This is a genomic window from Pseudomonas sp. Sample_11, from assembly GCF_004307505.1.
Classification (GTDB): Bacteria; Pseudomonadota; Gammaproteobacteria; order Pseudomonadales; family Pseudomonadaceae; genus Aquipseudomonas; species Aquipseudomonas atacamensis.
In genome coordinates this window covers 15,095-33,279 of sequence record NZ_RCOD01000093.1, presented here as the reverse complement: position 1 = coordinate 33,279, position 18,185 = coordinate 15,095, and the positions used below count along the sequence as shown (strand labels likewise).

Genomic DNA, 18,185 nt, shown 5'->3' with positions numbered 1-18,185 from the left:
AGACTGTGTATGCGCGATCTGAGCGAGCAGGAAAGATTCTGGCAGGGTGAGTTCGGCAACCATTACGTTGAGCGCAATGTCGGCCAAGCGCTGGTGGCGGGCAATCTAGGTTTTTTCGCCAAAGCGCTGAGCCGCGCGGGTCGCGTCGACAGTCTGCTGGAGCTGGGTACCAACGCCGGCAACAATTTGCAGGCATTGCGTCAGTTATTGCCGCGTTGCGAACTGTTCGGTGTCGAGATCAACGAAAGCGCGTGCGCGCAGGCGCAGGCGCTGGACATCGCGCAAATCTGGCACGGCTCGTTGTTCGATTTTCCTGTCGAGCGCCGCTACGATCTGACACTGAGCAAAGGCGTGCTGATCCATCTGGCTCCCGAGCTGGTGCCGCGCGCCTATGCGCAGATGTACGAGCTGAGCCAGCGCTACATCCTGATCGCCGAGTACTACAATCCGGCACCGATGGAAATCGCTTACCGCGGTAACAGCGGCAAGCTGTTCAAGCGCGATTTTGCCGGGGAAATGCTTGATCGCTATGCCGATTTGCAACTGCTCGACTATGGCTTCGTCTATCACCGTGATCGGCAATTTCCGGCCGATGACATCACTTGGTTCCTGTTGGAAAAACGCCCTTGAGCAACGTCGCAATCATCCCTGCCCGTGGCGGCAGCAAGCGTATCCCGCGCAAGAATCTCTTGCCGTTCGAGGGCGTGCCGATGATTGTCCGCTCGATCCGCACAGCGCTGGAATCAGGTTTGTTCGAGCAGGTCGTGGTCAGCACCGACGATGCCGAAATTGCCGAACTGGCACTGGCGCACGGTGCTCAAGTTCCGTTCATGCGCCCGGCCGATCTGGCCGATGATTTCACCGGCACTGCGGCGGTCATCGTGCACGCACTGCAGCAGTTGCCGTCCTTCGATTTCGCTTGCTGCATTTACGCCACTGCGCCGCTGTTGCAGGCACGTTATCTGCGTCAGGGTTTGGAGTTGCTGGAGCAGCATCCGCATCGATCATTTGCATTCTCGGTTTGCGATTTCGCGTTTCCGGTACAGCGTGCACTGACAGTCGACGGGGACGGCGCCTTGACGGCGTTGTATCCCGAGTTTCGCAATACTCGTTCGCAGGACTTGCCCGAGGCGTTTCAGGATGCCGGGCAGTTTTACTGGGGCCGCAGCGCGGCGTGGTTGCGCGGTGATGTGCTGTATTCGCCAGCCAGCCTGCCGGTGATCCTGCCGCGTCATCTGGTCCAGGACATCGACACCCCCGAGGACTGGAAACGCGCCGAATACCTTTACGCGGCGCTCAAGGCCGGCGGAGAACTGCAATGAGGGTGCTGATCCGCGCCGACGCCTCGCCAACCATTGGCAGCGGCCACATCGCCCGTTGCCTGACGCTGGCGCGGGTGCTGCGCGGGCAGGGCAGTCATGTCGCATTTGCCTGTCGGCGTTTGCCCGGGCATCGACTGGATGCCCTGAATGCCGAGGGCTTCGAGATCTTCGCGCTGCCCGAGCGCTATCGTGACGAAGACCCGCTGCAGGCTATCGAATCGATGTTGCCGTGGCAGTTCGATATTGATGCACTGGGCCTGCTGCTGGACGGGCAGGCACCGTTCGACTGGATCATCGCCGACCATTACGGCCTCGATCATCACTGGCAAACCGCTGCCCGGCGCTGGGCGCACCGAATCGCCGCCGTGGATGATCTGGCCACGCGGCGCTACAGCGTCGATCTGCTGCTCAATCAGAACCTCTCTGGCTTGAGTGAAAACTACGCGCCGCTGCTGCCGCCAGGCTGTCGCACCTTGCTCGGCCCGCGCTACGCCATGTTGCGCGAAGAATTCGACTGCGAGGCCATCGAGATCAAACCGAAGGCCCGGCGCGTGCTGGTGAATTTCGGCGGTTTCGACGCGGCGAGGCAGACTCATCACGCGATGCTGGCGCTGGCTGATTTCACTGAGTTGCAGGTGGATTTCGTCGCTGGCGCCGACAACCCGGCGTGGACGCAGATGCAAGCGTTGGCCGAGAAGCGACCGAACTGGCGCCTGCACAGTTTCGTCAGTGATTTCCATCAGCGCATGACTGAGGCCGACCTGTTTATCGGCGCTGGCGGTGGCACCAGTTGGGAGCGCGCGGCGCTGGGTTTGCCGACCATCTGCATCGCCGTGGCTAACAATCAGCAGGCCAACGGCGAAGTCATGGCCGCTGCCGGTGCGCATGTGTTCATGGGGGCTCGCGAGCAGGTCAGCGTCGAGCAGTTGCGTGATGCGGTCGGCTTCGTCGTGAACAATCATTTTCTACGCCGCAGCCTTGCCGAGCGCTCGCGGCAACTGGTCGACGGGCGTGGTGCCGCACGCGTCGCGGCGGCGCTGGCCGGCGCGGTGCTGAAACTGCGCCCGGCGACGCTGGACGATGCGCAGTTGCTGTTCGATGGGCGCAATGCCGAAGCGGTACGGCGCTGGTCGCTGGAAACCGGCGTGATCGATTGGGCGCAGCATCTGAACTGGCTGACGGCGACCCTGCGCAATCCGCAACGGTTGCTGTTGATCGCCGAGGCGGATGACGGCCCGGTCGGGGTGCTGCGCTACGACTTGCGCGGGTTCGATGCCGAAGTGTCGATCTATCTGCTGGAAGGGCGTTTCGGCCTCGGTTGGGGCAGGGCAGTGCTCAGCCGTGGCGAAGCATTTGTCGCTGCGCACTGGCCGCAATTGACACGCATCACTGCGCGGGTCATGCCCGACAATCAGTCCTCATTGAAAGTTTTTCGCGACGCCGGGTTCACTCAAGAGACCTGCGCGTTCAGCCGTGTTTTGAAGGATCACCCGCATGTCTAGTTTCAAGATTGGCCAGCACACCATCGGTGCTGATGCTCCGCCGTTCATCATTGCTGAGATGAGCGGCAACCATAACCAGTCCCTTGACGTCGCTCTGCAAATCGTCGAGGCGGCGGCCAAGGCCGGGGCGCATGCCTTGAAGCTGCAAACCTACACCGCCGAAACCATGACCCTGGATTTGGCTGAAGGTGAATTCTTCATCAAGGATCCGGGCAGTCTGTGGGCCGGCACGTCGCTCTACGATCTCTACGAAAAAGCCCACACGCCGTGGGAGTGGCACGCGCCGATTTTTGCTCGGGCCAAGGAGTTGGGGATGCTCGCGTTCTCGACGCCGTTCGATGACAGCGCGGTGGATTTTCTCGAAAGCCTTGAAGTGCCAGCGTACAAGATTGCCAGTTTTGAAAACACCGATCTGCCGTTGATCCGTCGAGTGGCAGCGACCGGCAAACCACTGATCATCTCTACCGGCATGGCCAGCATCGCCGAACTGGATGAGACCGTGCGTGCCGCACGCGAGGCCGGGTGCAAGGATCTGGTGTTGCTTAAGTGCACCAGCACTTATCCGGCCACGCCCCTCAACAGCAATGTGCGCACGATCCCCCATCTGCGCGAGCTGTTTGGTTGCGAGGTGGGGCTGTCAGATCATTCGATGGGCGTTGGCGTGTCGGTGGCAGCGGTGGCATTGGGGGCGACGGTGGTGGAGAAGCATTTCACCATCGACCGTTCCGCCGGTGGCGTGGACGCGAGTTTCTCCCTGGAGCCCGCGGAGCTGGCCAGTCTGGTCGTCGAAACCGAGCGTGCCTGGCAGGCGATGGGGCGTGTTCAGTACGGTCCGACCGCGGCCGAGTGCAAGTCGCTGGTCTATCGCCGCTCGCTGTATGTCACCGCTGACATGGCCGCCGGTGAAGCCTTTACCGGGGACAATCTGCGCGCCATTCGTCCCGGCCTCGGTCTGCCGCCCAAGCACACCGAAGCCGTGCTCGGACGCCGTGCGCGCACCGCGATCAAGCGCGGTACGCCGCTGGACTGGTCGCTGGTCGAATAGGCCAATCTGCCATCGATTCGGCAAAATAGCGTGACCTGCGAGTCATAACGCGCATCTTCACTGTATTGTATTGACCGGGGAGATGGCGCCTGGCCCGTTTTGCGGTTCCAGTGATAGCCCTTTGCGCTTCCCGTGGCTGCCCGTCGTGGCGGCCGTTTTCTGTTTGTCGGCGCCCCTCGAATCCTTGCGAGCGGTGGTTTTGGGCTGTTTTTTATTGGGAAGCCGTAATGATTGGCATAAAAAGCATTGCGAGCTACGTTCCTGTAGCCGGCGTGGACAATTACGCACAAGGTGCAAAATTCGAAAAAGATGAAGAGTTCATCCTTGGCAAGATCGGTTCGGCGTTCCTGCCGCGCAAAGACGCTGAGCAGGAAACTTCCGATCTGTGCGTGGAAGCGGCCAATGCGCTGTTTGCCAGCCATCCTGAACTCAAGCGTGAATCGATCGACGCGTTGATTGTCGTCACTCAGAACGGTGATGAAGAAGGCCTGCCGCACACAGCAGCAATCGTCCAGGACAAGCTCGGCCTGCCGACCAATGTCGCAGCGTTCGATATCTCTTTGGGCTGCTCCGGTTACGTCTACGGCATCTACGCGATCAAGGGCTTCATGGAAGCCGCCGGCCTGAAGAACGGCCTGCTGATCACTGCTGACCCGTATTCGAAAATCGTTGACCCGGAAGACCGCAACACCACCATGCTGTTTGGCGATGCCGCCACCGCCACCTGGATGGGCGAAAACCCGACCTGGGCGCTGGGCAAGGCCAAGTTCGGCACCGACGGTTCCGGCGCACCGCATTTGAAAGTCAGCAACGGCGTGTTCTTCATGAATGGTCGTCAGGTCTTCAACTTCGCTCTGCTGAAAGTCCCGGCGCACCTGCACGAGTTGCTCGACGATTCCAATCTCAAGGCCGATGACATCGACGCATTCTGCATTCACCAGGGCAGCGCGGCGATTGTCGACGCCGTGGCGCGACGCTTCGAAGGCGAGCCGGAGAAGTTCATCAAGGACATGGTCGAGACCGGTAACACCGTGTCGTCGAGCATTCCGCTGCTGCTGGAAAAACATGTGCTTGATTCCGACTGGCAGCGCGTTGCGCTGAGCGGTTTTGGGGTCGGTCTGTCGTGGGGCTCGGCGATCATCTATCGTCCGTAAACTGCAGAAAAACCACTGATACAAAAATAGCGTTCAAGGTTAACCTTGAACGCTATTTTTTTGCCCGAGAAGGAGCGCGAGGCGCCATGAGCGAGTTTTTCCAAGCCAATGCCGAGGTGTTGCAACGGCGCTGGCCGGCGCTGTTCGAGCGATTGATGGCTGAAGACAGCGCGTCCGTGCAGGCCGAACTCGTGCAAGGACTGGGCTCGACGCTGAGCGTTGACGGCATTCAGTTGACCAGTCGCCATGATCGTCTGCACGAGGCGCAGGTTCAGGCGGCAAGCCTGCCGGCAAAACCGCATCTGCATGTCTATGGCACCGGCCTGGGCGACTTGCCCGGCGTGCTGCTCGATCGCGCAGACCTGGAAAAACTGTACGTACACATCCTCAACGGCGCGCTGTTCGCGCTGGTACTGCAACTGCTCGATCAGCGCCAATGGTTGGAGGATCCTCGGGTCGAGCTGTTTTACGCGGGTGATCATTCGGACTTCTTCACGCCATTCTTTGCCTTGCCCGCCGAGATGTTATTGGCCGATGACTTCAACGCGAAGATCCGCGACCGGCTGATCAATGAAGTGCACCTGACATTCAACAATCGCGATTTCGATCCGCAGTCGCCAGAAATCCAGCAACGCTTGCAGGACTGTCTGCCGGTGCTGCTTGGCGATGACGATGTCGCACAGCTGTTCGGCAGTTGCGCTGGACGTGAAATCTACGTGATCGCCACCGGCCCGACGCTGGAGCAGCATTTCGAGCGGCTGGCGGCGATTCGTCAGCGTGCCGAGCGGCCGTTGTTCATCTGTGTTGATACCGCTTATCGACCGTTGCGCGAACATGGCATCGTGCCTGATCTGGTGGTGAGCATCGATCAGCGCATCGGCTTTCGGCATCTGCCCTTCGAGACGTCTGACGGCATTACGCTGGTGTACCTGCCGATGAGCGACCCGCAGGTATTGAAGGCATGGAAGGGCAAGCGCTATGGCGGCTATTCGGCCAGCCCGATCTATGCCGAGCTGAAAGAACAGTATCCACGCGGCGAGCTGCACGTCGGCGGCAGCGTGATCCATCCGGCGGTGGATCTCGCGGTAAAAATGGGCGCGAGGCGTATCACGCTATTTGGCGCTGACTTCGCTTTCCCGATGAACAAGACTCACGCCGGTTGGAATGACGGCGATCTCGGACCACCGGTGAATCAGGCGCGGCACTGGGTGCGCGATGGCCACGGTCAGCGCGTCAGCACTCAGCTAAACTTTCGCGGTTATCTGTGTGTGCTTGAGCGTTATATCGCCGCGCATCCGCAGGTCGAGTTTCTCAACAGCAGCCGCGCCGGTGCATTGATTGCCGGGACCGCTTTCAATCCGGAGTTCGTGCAATGAGGGCGCTGAGTCAGTGTCAGGATCAGTGTCGTCAGTGTGCGGCGTTGTTTCGCCTTGGGCGTGACGTTGAGGCGGCGCTGACGATGGTCGATGTATTCGAACAGGCCCAGCAATGTCTGGCGTCTGCCTCAGTGGATATCCAGCAGGCGTGGGCACAGGTGCTCACGCAAATGCTCGATTGCCAGGAGCGCCAGGACTGGTTGGGTCTGGCTGACTATATGGAATACGAACTGGTCGAATTGCTGGAAAGTGCCAGGCGCTGAACCGCTGCGCAGCGCTGGCCCGCGGCTTTGCGTTACAGGCGGTTTTATGACGTCATTTTTTCGCGCTGGATGTGCTGCTAAGTCTTTGTTTTCTCGGGGGTGGCGTGGTGATGGCAAAATTTTTTCAAAAAGCCCTCAAGCAACCTGCAATCCCGACGATAACTATTACGAAGGTTCTCTAGGCCATACCCGGCGGTTGCCAGGGCCGGAAGCCGCAGTACCCAACCAACGAGGAATTCGTCATGGCTTTAACAGTAAACACCAACACCACATCGTTGAACGTTCAGAAAAACCTGAACCGCGCTTCCGACGCTCTGTCCACTTCGATGCAGCGCCTGTCTTCCGGCCTGAAAATCAACAGCGCCAAAGACGACGCCGCTGGCCTGCAGATCTCCAACCGTATGTCCTCGCAGATCCGCGGTAACACCCAGGCCATCCAGAACGCCAACGACGGTATCTCCGTTGCCCAGACCGCTGAAGGCGCTCTGCAAGCTACTACCGACATCCTGCAGCGTATGCGTGAACTGGCTGTTAAAGCCCGTAACGGTACCAACGGCACTGCTGACCAGACCGCTACCAACGCTGAATTCGCTCAGATGTCCGACGAGATCACCCGTATCTCGGCTTCGACCAACCTGAACGGCAAAAACCTGCTGGACGGTTCGGCTGGCACTGTGACCCTGCAAGTGGGCGCAAACACCGGTTCGGCTAACCACATCGACCTGGTACTGAGCTCCAAGTTCGACGCCGTCAGCCTGTCGGTTGGCAGCGGCACTGTTGTACTGACTGGCGCCAGCCCTTCTGACGCTGCCGTCGCCATCGACAGCGCGATCACTGCAATCGACGCAGCTATCGCTAACATCGGTGCAACCCGCGCCAGCCTGGGTGCTTCGCAAAACCGTCTGACCAGCACCATCCAGAACCTGCAGAACATCACTGAAAACACCACCGCTGCTCAGGGTCGTGTACAGGACACCGACTTCGCCGCTGAAACTGCTAACCTGACCAAGCAGCAGACTCTGCAGCAAGCTTCGACCTCCGTACTGGCTCAAGCCAACCAACTGCCTTCCGCTGTACTGAAGCTGCTTCAGTAATTTCGGAATGAGTTTAAGCGGGGGAGTGCGCTTGTCGTGCTCTCTCGCTTTTTTACGTTAAGAGGTGATGGGCATGGACATGAGCGTAAAGCTTAACGTGTCTTATCCGGCTCCCAAGCCAGTGCCACCGGTTGCTGACAAACCGTCAGAGCTGCCTAAAGTCCAAAAGACTGAAGCGCCGGTCGCTGCCAAGGATCAGGATGCGGACGGCGCCAAGTTGAAACTGGCGGTGCAAGAGATAGAAAAGTTCGTCCAGTCGATCAAGCGTAATCTGGAGTTCTCGATCGACGAGCATTCCGGCAAGGTCATCGTCAAGGTGATCGCGAGCGAGACGGGTGAAGTCGTTCGACAGATTCCTTCCGCCGAAGCCCTCAAACTGGCCGACAGCCTCGCCAATGCAAGTCATGTATTGTTCGACGCCAAAGTCTGATAAATGGCATGAATAGTGTTTGTTCGTTCTCAGGACGCGTGTAACGGTCAAAAGAATGACAGCAATTTGAAGGGAGATGCACATGGCAAGTCCAATTCTACCGGGTTCCGGACTGGGTTCCGGCCTGGACATCGGCGCGATCGTGACCGCGCTGGTCAACGCCGACAAGTCTGCCAAGCAGACGCAGATCGATACTGCGACCAAAACCAACAGCCTGAAGATCTCCGGTGTCGGTTCGCTGAAAAGTGCACTGGCTGCGTATCAGAAAGCCATGGGCGATCTGAACAAGGCAACGAGCCCGGCGTTTGCCGGTTTTACTGCGACTTCGGACACGCCGACTGTTGTTGGTGCCACTTCGGATAAAACCGCCGTACCGGGTACGTATAGCGTCGTTGTGAAAAATCTGGCCACCGGCTCGAAAGTCGCCAGTGCCGCCTTCGCCGGCGGGGCCGCCAGTGCCATTCCGAGTGGTACTCTGAAAATCAGTCAGAATGGCATTGATTACAATGTCGCGATTCCGGCCAATGCCACCTTGCAGTCCACGCGCGATGCGATCAACACCGCGCAGTCCAGCAATGGCATTTCCGCGAATATCGTGACTGACAGTACGGGCGCCTCGCGTCTGGTACTGAGCTCCAACAAGACGGGCGCCGGCATGGACCTGCAGGTCAGCGGTATCGCCGGCCTCGAAATCGATGGTACCCAGAAGATGGGTGACAGTCCTGCGGCAGGGGCATCCGGTGCGGTCGGTGATGTGGCCAAGGACGCTAGCCTGACCATTGACGGTCTGGCCGTTACCAGCAAGACCAACACCGTGACCGGTGCGATCAGCGGCATGACGCTTAACCTGACTGCCGCCAGTCCCTTGGTCAATGGCGTCGCAACGCCAGCGACCGTTTCGGTTGCGACCAATACCGCCGGCATCCAGACATCGCTGCAATCGTTCATCGATTCCTATAACACCCTGAAGAAAACCATCGACACCTTGTCCAAGGCAACGCCGGATGCCGACGGCAATCTGACCGTTTCCGCAGCCTTCACTGGTGACGCTCTGCCGCGTTCGTTGATGGCGGATGTGCGCGCTCAGTTGACAGATCCAGGGGCGGGCGGAGCGGGGCAATTGTCCGTGCTCTCGCAGATGGGCGTATTGACCGATAGCAAAACCGGTTTGCTGACGCTCGATACGGCGGTGTTCAACAAGCGGATGGAAACTCCGGGCATGGCTGGCCAGGTTCAGCAGCTCTTCAGCGGCACCGATTCCAAGAATGGTCTGTTGGCGCGTATGACTGCGGCGGTTGATCCATACGTCAAGACTGGTGGGCTGCTCGATCAGCGCAGTTCCAACCTGACTAATCTGACATCGAGCCTGCAAAAGCAGCAGGCGGCGCTGGATCTGCGCGTGGCCAACCTGACTACGACGTTGACCGCCAAGTACAACGCCATGGACTTGCTGGTAGGCCAAATGAAGGCAACGGCGAGCAACATCACGTCGTTCTTCAGCTCGCTGAACGCTCAGCAGTCGGCGAAGTAACAGTCAGTAACGACAAAAACCCGGCTACGCTTTATCGGCGTGCGCCGGGTTTTTGTCTTTTGATCTAAAGTTTTCGGACCGGTTGGCGATACACTGGTTATACGAGTCAACGTGGCAATGAGGTAGAACATGAACCCGATGTTAGCCCTTCGGCAGTACCAGAAAGTCGGCGCCCATGCGCAGACGTCCGAAGCGAGCCCGCACCGCCTGGTGCAAATGTTGATGGAAGGTGGACTGGCCCGTATTGCTCAGGCCAAGGGCGCCATCGAGCGCAAGGACATCCCCGCCAAATGCACGGCGATCAGCAAGGCCATCGGCATTGTCAGTGGCCTGCGTGAAGGCCTCGACCTTGAGAACAACGCCGAGGCACTGGCCGATCTGGATGGCCTGTACATCTACATGATGAAGCGCCTCGCCGAAGCGAACATCAGCAGCGATCCCCGTGTACTCGACGAAGTCGCCGGCCTGCTGACAACGGTCAAAGAAGGCTGGGACGCCATCGCGCCTGTGCCGGCTCCGCAGTTCTGAAGGAGATCACCATGAGTCTTGTATTGCAGCGAATAGCCGATACCCGCGAAGCGTTGGTCGGAGCATTGGCCGAACGAAACTGGGAAGCCATTGGTGAGTTGGATCTGGCTTGCCGTTCCTGCATGGAAGACGTCATGGCGGAAGCTTCGCTGGACGAAGTGGCACTGCGCGACAACCTTGAAGAGCTGCTATTCGTCTACAAAGAGCTTCTCGAGGTAGCAATGGGCGAGCGGCAGGCGATAGCCAACGAGATGTCGCAGATCACCCAAGCGCAAAAGGCTGCAAAGGTTTACCATCTGTTTGGTTGATTAACCGTCAGTTAAACCAGAGATGTGCGCCATAAATTTGACTGTGAACGGTTTTTTGACTTAACTAGTGGCTATTATCAGGTTTAGGGCGTCTACAGGCACATGGTGTCCTGCAAGCGTCTCGCTTGCCTTATTTTTCGGGCATTGAGTTGACTAGGGAAGTTGCTATTGCATGTGGCGTGAAACCAAAATTCTGCTGATCGATGACGATAGCGTCCGCCGCCGCGACCTGGCGGTGATTCTGAATTTTCTTGGCGAAGAAAATTTACCCTGCGGCAGCCATGACTGGCAGCAGGCTGTCGGCTCTTTGTCGTCTAGTCGTGAAGTCATTTGCGTACTGATCGGGACCGTCAATGCTCCTGGCGCGCTTTTGGGCTTGCTAAAGACACTCGCAACCTGGGATGAGTTCCTTCCGGTTTTGTTAATGGGCGATAATTCTTCCGTTGACCTGCCTGAAGACCAGCGTCGCCGCGTGCTGTCCACCCTGGAAATGCCGCCCAGCTACAGCAAATTGCTCGATTCGCTGCATCGCGCCCAGGTCTATCGCGAAATGTACGACCAGGCCCGCGAACGCGGCCGTCATCGCGAACCCAATCTATTCCGCAGCCTCGTCGGCACCAGCCGTGCGATTCAGCACGTGCGGCAGATGATGCAGCAAGTGGCCGACACCGACGCCAGCGTACTGATCCTCGGCGAGTCCGGCACCGGCAAGGAAGTGGTCGCGCGCAACCTGCACTACCACTCCAAACGCCGCGACGCGCCGTTCGTCCCGGTCAACTGCGGGGCGATCCCTGCAGAGTTGCTGGAAAGCGAACTGTTCGGCCACGAAAAGGGCGCCTTCACTGGCGCGATCACCAGCCGTGCCGGGCGCTTTGAGCTGGCCAACGGCGGCACGCTGTTCCTCGACGAAATCGGCGATATGCCGCTGCCGATGCAGGTCAAGCTGCTGCGCGTTTTGCAAGAGCGCACCTTCGAACGCGTGGGCAGCAACAAGACCCAGAGCGTCGACGTGCGCATCATTGCCGCAACGCACAAGAATCTCGAAAGCATGATCGAGATCGGCTCGTTCCGCGAAGACCTCTACTATCGCCTGAACGTGTTCCCGATCGAGATGGCGCCGCTGCGTGAGCGCGTCGAAGACATTCCGCTGCTGATGAACGAACTGATCTCGCGCATGGAGCACGAGAAGCGCGGTTCGATCCGTTTCAACTCGGCGGCGATCATGTCGCTGTGCCGTCACGGCTGGCCGGGCAACGTCCGCGAGCTGGCCAACCTGGTCGAGCGCATGGCGATCATGCACCCGTACGGGGTAATCGGCGTGGTCGAGTTGCCGAAGAAATTCCGCTACGTCGACGACGAAGACGAGCAGATGGTCGACAGCCTGCGCAGCGATCTGGAAGAGCGCGTGGCGATCAACGGCCATACGCCGGATTTCAGCGCCAGTGCGCTGCTGCCGCCGGAAGGTCTCGACCTCAAAGACTACCTCGGTGGCCTGGAGCAGGGCCTGATTCAGCAAGCGCTGGACGATGCCAATGGTATTGTTGCCCGCGCCGCTGAACGTCTGCGCATCCGTCGCACCACCCTGGTCGAGAAGATGCGCAAGTACGGCATGAGCCGGGCTGGAGGAGATGAACAGGCGGATGATTGACGCCTGTTTTTCAAGCGCTTCATTTATAAGCGGTTTTTTTTAGGCACGGGTATTGCTATAGCCCTCGCAACGTTCCGTTTCACTGACGGTCAGCCAAGCGAGAGAGCCCAATGCCCCAAGCCGCCCAGATCTCTTCTGCCTCCAATATCGTGGGGCAACCCTCGTCCGTAGAGCAGGCAAGTCGTCAGGGGCTTGAGCAGGCCTTCCAGCTGTTCAACCAGATGTCGAGCCAGCTGACCGACTCCTACAGCCTGCTCGAAGCGCGGGTCACCGAACTCAAGGGTGAGCTGGCCGTGGTCAGCGCCCAACGCATGCAGGAACTGGCGGAAAAAGAACGCCTGGCCAATCGCCTGCAAAACCTTCTCGACCTGTTGCCCGGCGGCGTCATCGTCATCGACGGTCACGGCCTGGTACGCGAAGCCAACCCGGCCGCCATCGATCTGCTCGGCTCGCCACTCGAAGGCGAACTCTGGCGCCATGTGATCGCACGTTGCTTCGCTCCCCGTGAAGACGACGGTCATGAAATCTCCTTGAAAAACGGTCGACGTCTGTCGATTTCCACCCGCTCGCTGGATGCCGAGCCGGGGCAGTTGGTGCTGCTCAACGACTTGACCGAAACCCGGCATCTTCAGGATCAACTGGCACGGCATGAGCGTTTGTCGTCGCTGGGGCGCATGGTTGCCTCGCTGGCCCATCAGATTCGCACGCCGCTGTCCGCCGCTTTGCTCTACGCCAGTCATTTGACTGAACAGCAATTGCCGGTGGAAACCCAGCAGCGCTTTGCCGGCCGCCTGAAAGAACGTCTGCACGAACTCGAACATCAGGTGCGCGACATGCTGGTGTTCGCTCGCGGTGAATTGCCGCTGACCGACCGCATTACGCCCAATGCCTTGATGCAATCGCTGCAGGCAGCGGCGTTGACCCATGTGCAGGATCTGCCAATTCGCTGGCAGTGCGACAGCCATGCCGGTGAGCTGCTGTGCAACCGCGACACACTGGTCGGGGCATTACTGAATCTGATTGAAAACGCCATTCAGGCCAGCGCCGGCGAAGCGCGCCTGAAAGTGCATTGCTACACCAGAGGCAACACCCTGCGTCTGTGTGTCAGCGACAGCGGCAGCGGCATTGAGCCGACAGTTTTGGCGCGCCTCGGCGAGCCTTTTTTTACTACCAAAGTCACCGGCACCGGCCTTGGCCTGACCGTGGTCAAAGCGGTGGCCCGCGCGCATCAGGGAGAATTGACCCTGCGCTCGCGAGTCGGGCGCGGCACCTGCGTGCAGGTCAGCCTGCCACTGTTTTCCGCTGCACAGGGAGTTGAATAAACGTCATGGGCATCAAGGTGTTGCTGGTCGAGGATGACCGTTCGTTGCGCGAAGCGCTGGCCGATACGCTGTTGCTCGCCGGCCACGACTATCACGCCGTCGGCAGCGCCGAAGAAGCACTGACGGCGGTCGCGCAGCAAGCCTTCAGCCTGGTGGTCAGTGACGTCAACATGCCGGGTATGGACGGCCACCAGTTGCTCGCGTTGCTGCGCGCACGCCAACCGCAATTGCCGGTGCTATTGATGACCGCCCACGGCGCAGTCGAGCGTGCGGTCGATGCGATGCGCCAGGGCGCGGCGGATTATCTGGTCAAGCCGTTCGAGCCCAAAGCGCTGCTCGATCTGGTGGCGCGCCATGCCTTGGGCAGCATTGACGCGGGCGAAGCGGACGGTCCGGTCGCCGTTGAACCGGCCAGTGCGCAGTTGCTTGAGCTGGCGGCACGGGTCGCGCGCAGTGATTCGACTGTCCTCATCTCCGGCGAGTCCGGCACCGGTAAAGAAGTGCTGGCGCGCTACATTCATCAGCAATCGCGGCGGGCGAGCCAGCCGTTTATCGCAATCAACTGCGCGGCGATCCCCGACAACATGCTCGAAGCGACATTGTTCGGTCATGAGAAGGGTTCGTTCACCGGCGCCATCGCTTCGCAGGCCGGCAAGTTCGAGCAGGCGGACGGCGGCACCATTCTGCTCGACGAAATTTCCGAAATGCCCCTGGGCCTGCAAGCGAAGCTGCTGCGCGTTCTGCAAGAGCGTGAAGTGGAGCGAGTGGGCGCGCGCAAGCCGATCAGTCTGGATATTCGCGTGGTCGCCACGACCAACCGCGATCTGGCCGGCGAAGTGGCGGCGGGGCGTTTTCGCGAAGACCTGTTTTACCGCTTGTCGGTTTTCCCTCTGGCCTGGCGTCCACTTCGCGAACGCACTGCCGATATCCTGCCGCTGGCGGAAAAGTTGCTGGCCAAACACGTCAATAAAATGAAGCACGCAGCAGCGAAGCTGTCCCCCGAAGCTCAAGCATGTCTGACCGCGTACCCGTGGCCGGGCAATGTGCGTGAACTGGACAACGCCATTCAGCGCGCGCTGATTCTGCAGCAGGGCGGTTTGATTCAGCCGCAGGATTTTTGCCTGAGCGGTGCGGTGACACTTGCGCCGCTGCCGGTCCCGGCACCGGTGATCCGCGAGGTGGAAATCGAGGCGGACTCCTCCGGCGCCCTGGGCGATGACCTGCGCCGCCGGGAGTTTCAGATGATCATCGACACCCTGCGCGCTGAGCGTGGCCGGCGCAAGGAAGCTGCCGAAAAGCTCGGCATCAGCCCGCGGACTCTGCGCTACAAACTGGCGCAAATGCGCGACGCCGGGATGGACGTCGAAGGCTATCTGTTCGCCACCTGATCGATGCTGCAAAACATTCCAGATGCTTTTCTCAGAAGGGTGCCCACTAGCTGGCACCCTTGTTGCTAATACCTGTGTACCCGCCGAGTGAGTGTCAAAAAATTGCGGGCCGCCCAAGAGAGTAGACCATGAGCCAAGGTATTGAATTTAATCGGTTGATGATGGACATGCAGGCCATGAAAGTGGATGCCATGTCTGCGCGTAAATCGACTGCCGCTGTCCCTGAAATCGCGGGCAGCAGCTTTTCCGACATGCTCGGTCAGGCGATCAATAAAGTCAGCGATACCCAGCAGGCGTCGACTCAACTGGCCAACGCGTTCGAGATCGGCAAGAGCGGTGTCGACCTGACCGACGTCATGATTGCGTCGCAAAAAGCCAGCGTGTCGTTCCAGGCTCTGACCCAGGTGCGCAACAAGCTGGTCCAGGCTTACCAAGACATCATGCAGATGCCGGTTTAAGGGCGAAATAAGTCATGGCAGAAGCAGTCGCTGATAACGTTCCGGCCAAGGCCACCCCGATCGACGGCAAACCGCCGCTGTTCGGCCTGTCCTTTCTGGAAAACCTTTCCCAGATGACCGTGCTGCGTCAGGTCGGCCTGTTGGTCGGTCTGGCTGCGAGCGTGGCGATTGGCTTTGCCGTGGTGCTGTGGTCGCAGCAGCCGGATTACCGTCCACTGTACGGCAGCCTTGCCGGCATGGACGCCAAGCAGGTCATGGAAACCCTGGCCGCCGCTGACATCCCTTACAACGTAGAACCCAATTCCGGCGCCTTGCTGGTCAAGGCCGACGACCTGTCTCGTGCGCGGATGAAACTCGCTGCTGCTGGTGTCACTCCCAGCGACGGCAACATCGGTTTCGAAATCCTCGACAAGGAACAGGGTCTGGGCACCAGCCAGTTCATGGAAGCGACCCGTTATCGTCGCGGCCTCGAAGGCGAACTGGCGCGGACCATCTCCAGCCTGAACAACGTCAAGGGTGCCCGCGTGCACCTGGCGATTCCGAAGAGTTCTGTGTTTGTCCGTGACGAGCGCAAGCCAAGCGCTTCGGTACTGGTCGAGCTGTACAGCGGGCGTTCGCTGGAGCCGGGTCAGGTGGTGGCGATCATCAACCTGGTGGCGACTTCCGTGCCCGAGTTGAGCAAATCGCAGATCACCGTCGTCGATCAGAAGGGCAACCTGCTCTCCGATCAGGCGGAGAACTCGGAAATGACCATGGCCGGCAAGCAGTTCGATTACAGCCGCCGCATGGAAAGCATGCTCACCCAGCGCGTGCACAACATTCTGCAACCAGTACTGGGCAACGATCGCTACAAGGCTGAAGTTTCGGCCGACGTCGATTTCAGTGCCGTCGAATCGACTGCCGAGCAATTCAACCCGGACCAACCGGCGTTGCGCAGCGAGCAGTCGGTCAACGAACAACGCACCGCCAGCAATGGTCCGCAAGGTGTGCCGGGTGCCCTGAGCAACCAGCCACCGGCGCCAGCCTCGGCGCCGCAGACCACCGGTGGCACCGCCGCACCGGCCGGGATGATCCAGCCGGGTCAGCCACTGGTTGACGCCAACGGTCAGCAGATCATGGACCCGGCCACCGGCCAGCCGATGCTTGCACCGTACCCGGCGGACAAGCGTCAACAATCGACCAAGAACTTCGAGCTCGACCGTTCGATCAGCCACACCAAGCAGCAGCAGGGCCGTCTCAATCGCCTGTCGGTGTCGGTAGTGGTCGACGATCAGGTCAAGGTCAACCCGGCCAACGGTGAAACCAGTCGTGCGCCGTGGAGCGCCGACGAATTGGCGCGCTTCACCCGTCTGGTGCAGGACGCGGTCGGTTTCGACGCAAGCCGTGGTGACAGCGTCAGCGTGATCAACATGCCGTTCTCCGCCGAACGCGGCGAAGTGATTGCCGATATTCCGTTCTACTCCCAGCCATGGTTCTGGGACATCGTCAAACAAGTGCTGGGTGTGCTGTTCATCCTCGTACTGGTGTTTGGTGTGCTGCGTCCGGTGCTCAACAACATCACCGGCGGTGGCAAAGGCAAGGAGCTGGCCGGTCTGGGCAGCGACGTGGAACTTGGTGGCATGGGCGGCCTGGACGGCGAACTGGCCAACGACCGCGTGAGCCTCGGTGGTCCGCAGAGCATTCTGTTGCCGAGCCCGAGCGAGGGTTATGACGCGCAGCTGAATGCAATCAAGAGTCTGGTAGCTGAAGACCCGGGTCGCGTGGCTCAGGTCGTGAAAGAGTGGATTAACGCAGATGAGTGATAACCGAGCCGCCACCGTCAAACTGACCAAGGTCGACAAAGCCGCGATTCTGCTGCTGTCCCTGGGTTCGACCGATGCTGCGCAAGTGCTGCGCCACATGGGCCCCAAAGAGGTTCAGCGCGTCGGCGTGGCCATGGCGCAGATGGGCAACGTCCATCGCGAACAGGTCGAGCAGGTGATGAGCGAGTTCGTCGACATCGTCGGCGATCAGACCAGCCTCGGCGTCGGTTCCGACGACTACGTGCGCAAGATGCTCACCCAGGCCCTGGGCGAAGACAAGGCCAACGGCCTGATCGACCGCATCCTGCTCGGTGGCAACACCAGCGGCCTCGACAGCCTGAAATGGATGGAGCCGCGCGCAGTCGCTGACGTCATCCGTTACGAACACCCGCAGATCCAGGCGATCGTGGTTGCGTACCTCGATCCGGATCAGGCCGGTGAAGTGCTCGGCAACTTCGACCATAAAGTGCGTCTGGACATCATCCTGCGCGTTTCGTCGCTGAACACCGTGCAACCGGCCGCCTTGAAAGAACTCAATCAGATTCTCGAGAAACAGTTCTCCGGCAACTCGAACGCCTCGCGCACCACCTTGGGTGGCATCAAGCGTGCGGCCGACATCATGAACTTCCTCGACAGCTCGATCGAAGGCCAGCTCATGGACTCGATCCGCGAAGTCGACGAAGACCTGTCCGGTCAGATCGAAGACCTCATGTTCGTCTTCAACAACCTTGCCGACGTCGACGACCGTGGCATCCAGGCACTGTTGCGCGAAGTCTCTTCCGATGTGCTGGTGCTGGCCCTCAAGGGTTCGGACGAAGGCGTCAAGGAAAAGATCTTCAAGAACATGTCCAAGCGTGCTGCCGAACTGTTGCGCGACGACCTCGAGGCGAAAGGCCCGGTGCGCGTCAGCGACGTCGAAACCGCACAGAAGGAAATCCTCACTATTGCCCGTCGTATGGCCGAAGCCGGCGAGATCGTGCTCGGTGGCAAGGGCGGCGAGGAAATGATCTAAGC

18 protein-coding genes are annotated in these 18,185 nt (G+C 59.8%); all 18 read left to right on the top strand.

What is annotated here, in order from left to right; genetic code table 11:
- The first annotated feature begins 9 nt into the window (after positions 1–9).
- Complete coding sequence (locus tag D8U60_RS24640) at positions 10–630, top strand: pseudaminic acid biosynthesis-associated methylase (protein WP_123442854.1); 621 nt, start codon at positions 10–12, stop codon at positions 628–630.
- Positions 627–1,322 (top strand): pseudaminic acid cytidylyltransferase, encoded by a 696-nt coding sequence (pseF, locus tag D8U60_RS24635; RefSeq protein ID WP_130901149.1) that lies wholly within the window; start codon positions 627–629, stop codon positions 1,320–1,322. The genes D8U60_RS24640 and pseF overlap by 4 nt, the downstream gene beginning before the upstream one ends.
- Complete coding sequence (gene pseG, locus D8U60_RS24630) at positions 1,319–2,824, top strand: UDP-2,4-diacetamido-2,4,6-trideoxy-beta-L-altropyranose hydrolase (protein WP_130901148.1); 1,506 nt, start codon at positions 1,319–1,321, stop codon at positions 2,822–2,824. The genes pseF and pseG overlap by 4 nt, the downstream gene beginning before the upstream one ends.
- On the top strand, positions 2,817–3,869 hold the full coding sequence (gene pseI, locus D8U60_RS24625; RefSeq protein WP_130901147.1) for a pseudaminic acid synthase: 1,053 nt from the start codon (positions 2,817–2,819) through the stop codon (positions 3,867–3,869). The genes pseG and pseI overlap by 8 nt, the downstream gene beginning before the upstream one ends.
- 227 nt (positions 3,870–4,096) lie before the next feature.
- Positions 4,097–5,023: a ketoacyl-ACP synthase III gene (locus D8U60_RS24620; protein WP_122880892.1), complete on the top strand. Its 927-nt coding sequence runs from the start codon at positions 4,097–4,099 to the stop codon at positions 5,021–5,023.
- An 86-nt stretch (positions 5,024–5,109) separates the two neighbouring features.
- Positions 5,110–6,399, top strand: a complete 1,290-nt coding sequence (locus tag D8U60_RS24615) for a 6-hydroxymethylpterin diphosphokinase MptE-like protein (RefSeq protein WP_130901146.1) — start codon at positions 5,110–5,112, stop codon at positions 6,397–6,399.
- Positions 6,396–6,662: a hypothetical protein gene (locus D8U60_RS24610; protein ID WP_130901145.1), complete on the top strand. Its 267-nt coding sequence runs from the start codon at positions 6,396–6,398 to the stop codon at positions 6,660–6,662. The genes D8U60_RS24615 and D8U60_RS24610 overlap by 4 nt, the downstream gene beginning before the upstream one ends.
- Before the next feature lie 242 nt (positions 6,663–6,904).
- Complete coding sequence (locus D8U60_RS24605) at positions 6,905–7,756, top strand: flagellin domain-containing protein (RefSeq protein WP_073472782.1); 852 nt, start codon at positions 6,905–6,907, stop codon at positions 7,754–7,756.
- Positions 7,757–7,829: 73 nt separating this feature from the next.
- Complete coding sequence (locus D8U60_RS24600; RefSeq protein WP_024012099.1) at positions 7,830–8,186, top strand: flagellar protein FlaG; 357 nt, start codon at positions 7,830–7,832, stop codon at positions 8,184–8,186.
- A gap of 82 nt (positions 8,187–8,268) precedes the next feature.
- Positions 8,269–9,717: a flagellar filament capping protein FliD gene (gene fliD, locus D8U60_RS24595; RefSeq protein ID WP_130901144.1), complete on the top strand. Its 1,449-nt coding sequence runs from the start codon at positions 8,269–8,271 to the stop codon at positions 9,715–9,717.
- Between the two features lie 129 nt (positions 9,718–9,846).
- A complete protein-coding gene (fliS, locus tag D8U60_RS24590; RefSeq protein ID WP_024012101.1) occupies positions 9,847–10,245 on the top strand; it encodes a flagellar export chaperone FliS in 399 nt (132 codons plus the stop codon).
- A gap of 11 nt (positions 10,246–10,256) precedes the next feature.
- A complete protein-coding gene (locus D8U60_RS24585) occupies positions 10,257–10,553 on the top strand; it encodes a hypothetical protein (protein ID WP_016771085.1) in 297 nt (98 codons plus the stop codon).
- A 172-nt stretch (positions 10,554–10,725) separates the two neighbouring features.
- Positions 10,726–12,201: a sigma-54 dependent transcriptional regulator gene (locus tag D8U60_RS24580; protein ID WP_016771084.1), complete on the top strand. Its 1,476-nt coding sequence runs from the start codon at positions 10,726–10,728 to the stop codon at positions 12,199–12,201.
- 110 nt (positions 12,202–12,311) lie between these two features.
- Positions 12,312–13,523, top strand: coding sequence for an ATP-binding protein (locus tag D8U60_RS24575; protein WP_130901143.1), 1,212 nt, complete (start codon positions 12,312–12,314; stop codon positions 13,521–13,523).
- A gap of 5 nt (positions 13,524–13,528) precedes the next feature.
- Positions 13,529–14,911 carry a sigma-54 dependent transcriptional regulator gene (locus D8U60_RS24570; RefSeq protein WP_130901142.1) on the top strand — a complete coding sequence of 461 codons (1,383 nt, stop codon included), beginning with the start codon at positions 13,529–13,531 and terminating at the stop codon, positions 14,909–14,911.
- A 128-nt stretch (positions 14,912–15,039) separates the two neighbouring features.
- Positions 15,040–15,369 (top strand): flagellar hook-basal body complex protein FliE, encoded by a 330-nt coding sequence (gene fliE, locus D8U60_RS24565; RefSeq protein ID WP_016771081.1) that lies wholly within the window; start codon positions 15,040–15,042, stop codon positions 15,367–15,369.
- 14 nt (positions 15,370–15,383) lie between these two features.
- Positions 15,384–17,171, top strand: a complete 1,788-nt coding sequence (gene fliF / locus D8U60_RS24560) for a flagellar basal-body MS-ring/collar protein FliF (protein ID WP_016771080.1) — start codon at positions 15,384–15,386, stop codon at positions 17,169–17,171.
- Positions 17,164–18,183: a flagellar motor switch protein FliG gene (gene fliG, locus D8U60_RS24555; protein WP_016771079.1), complete on the top strand. Its 1,020-nt coding sequence runs from the start codon at positions 17,164–17,166 to the stop codon at positions 18,181–18,183. Before fliF ends, fliG begins: the two co-directional genes overlap by 8 nt.
- The last annotated feature ends 2 nt before the right edge of the window (positions 18,184–18,185 follow it).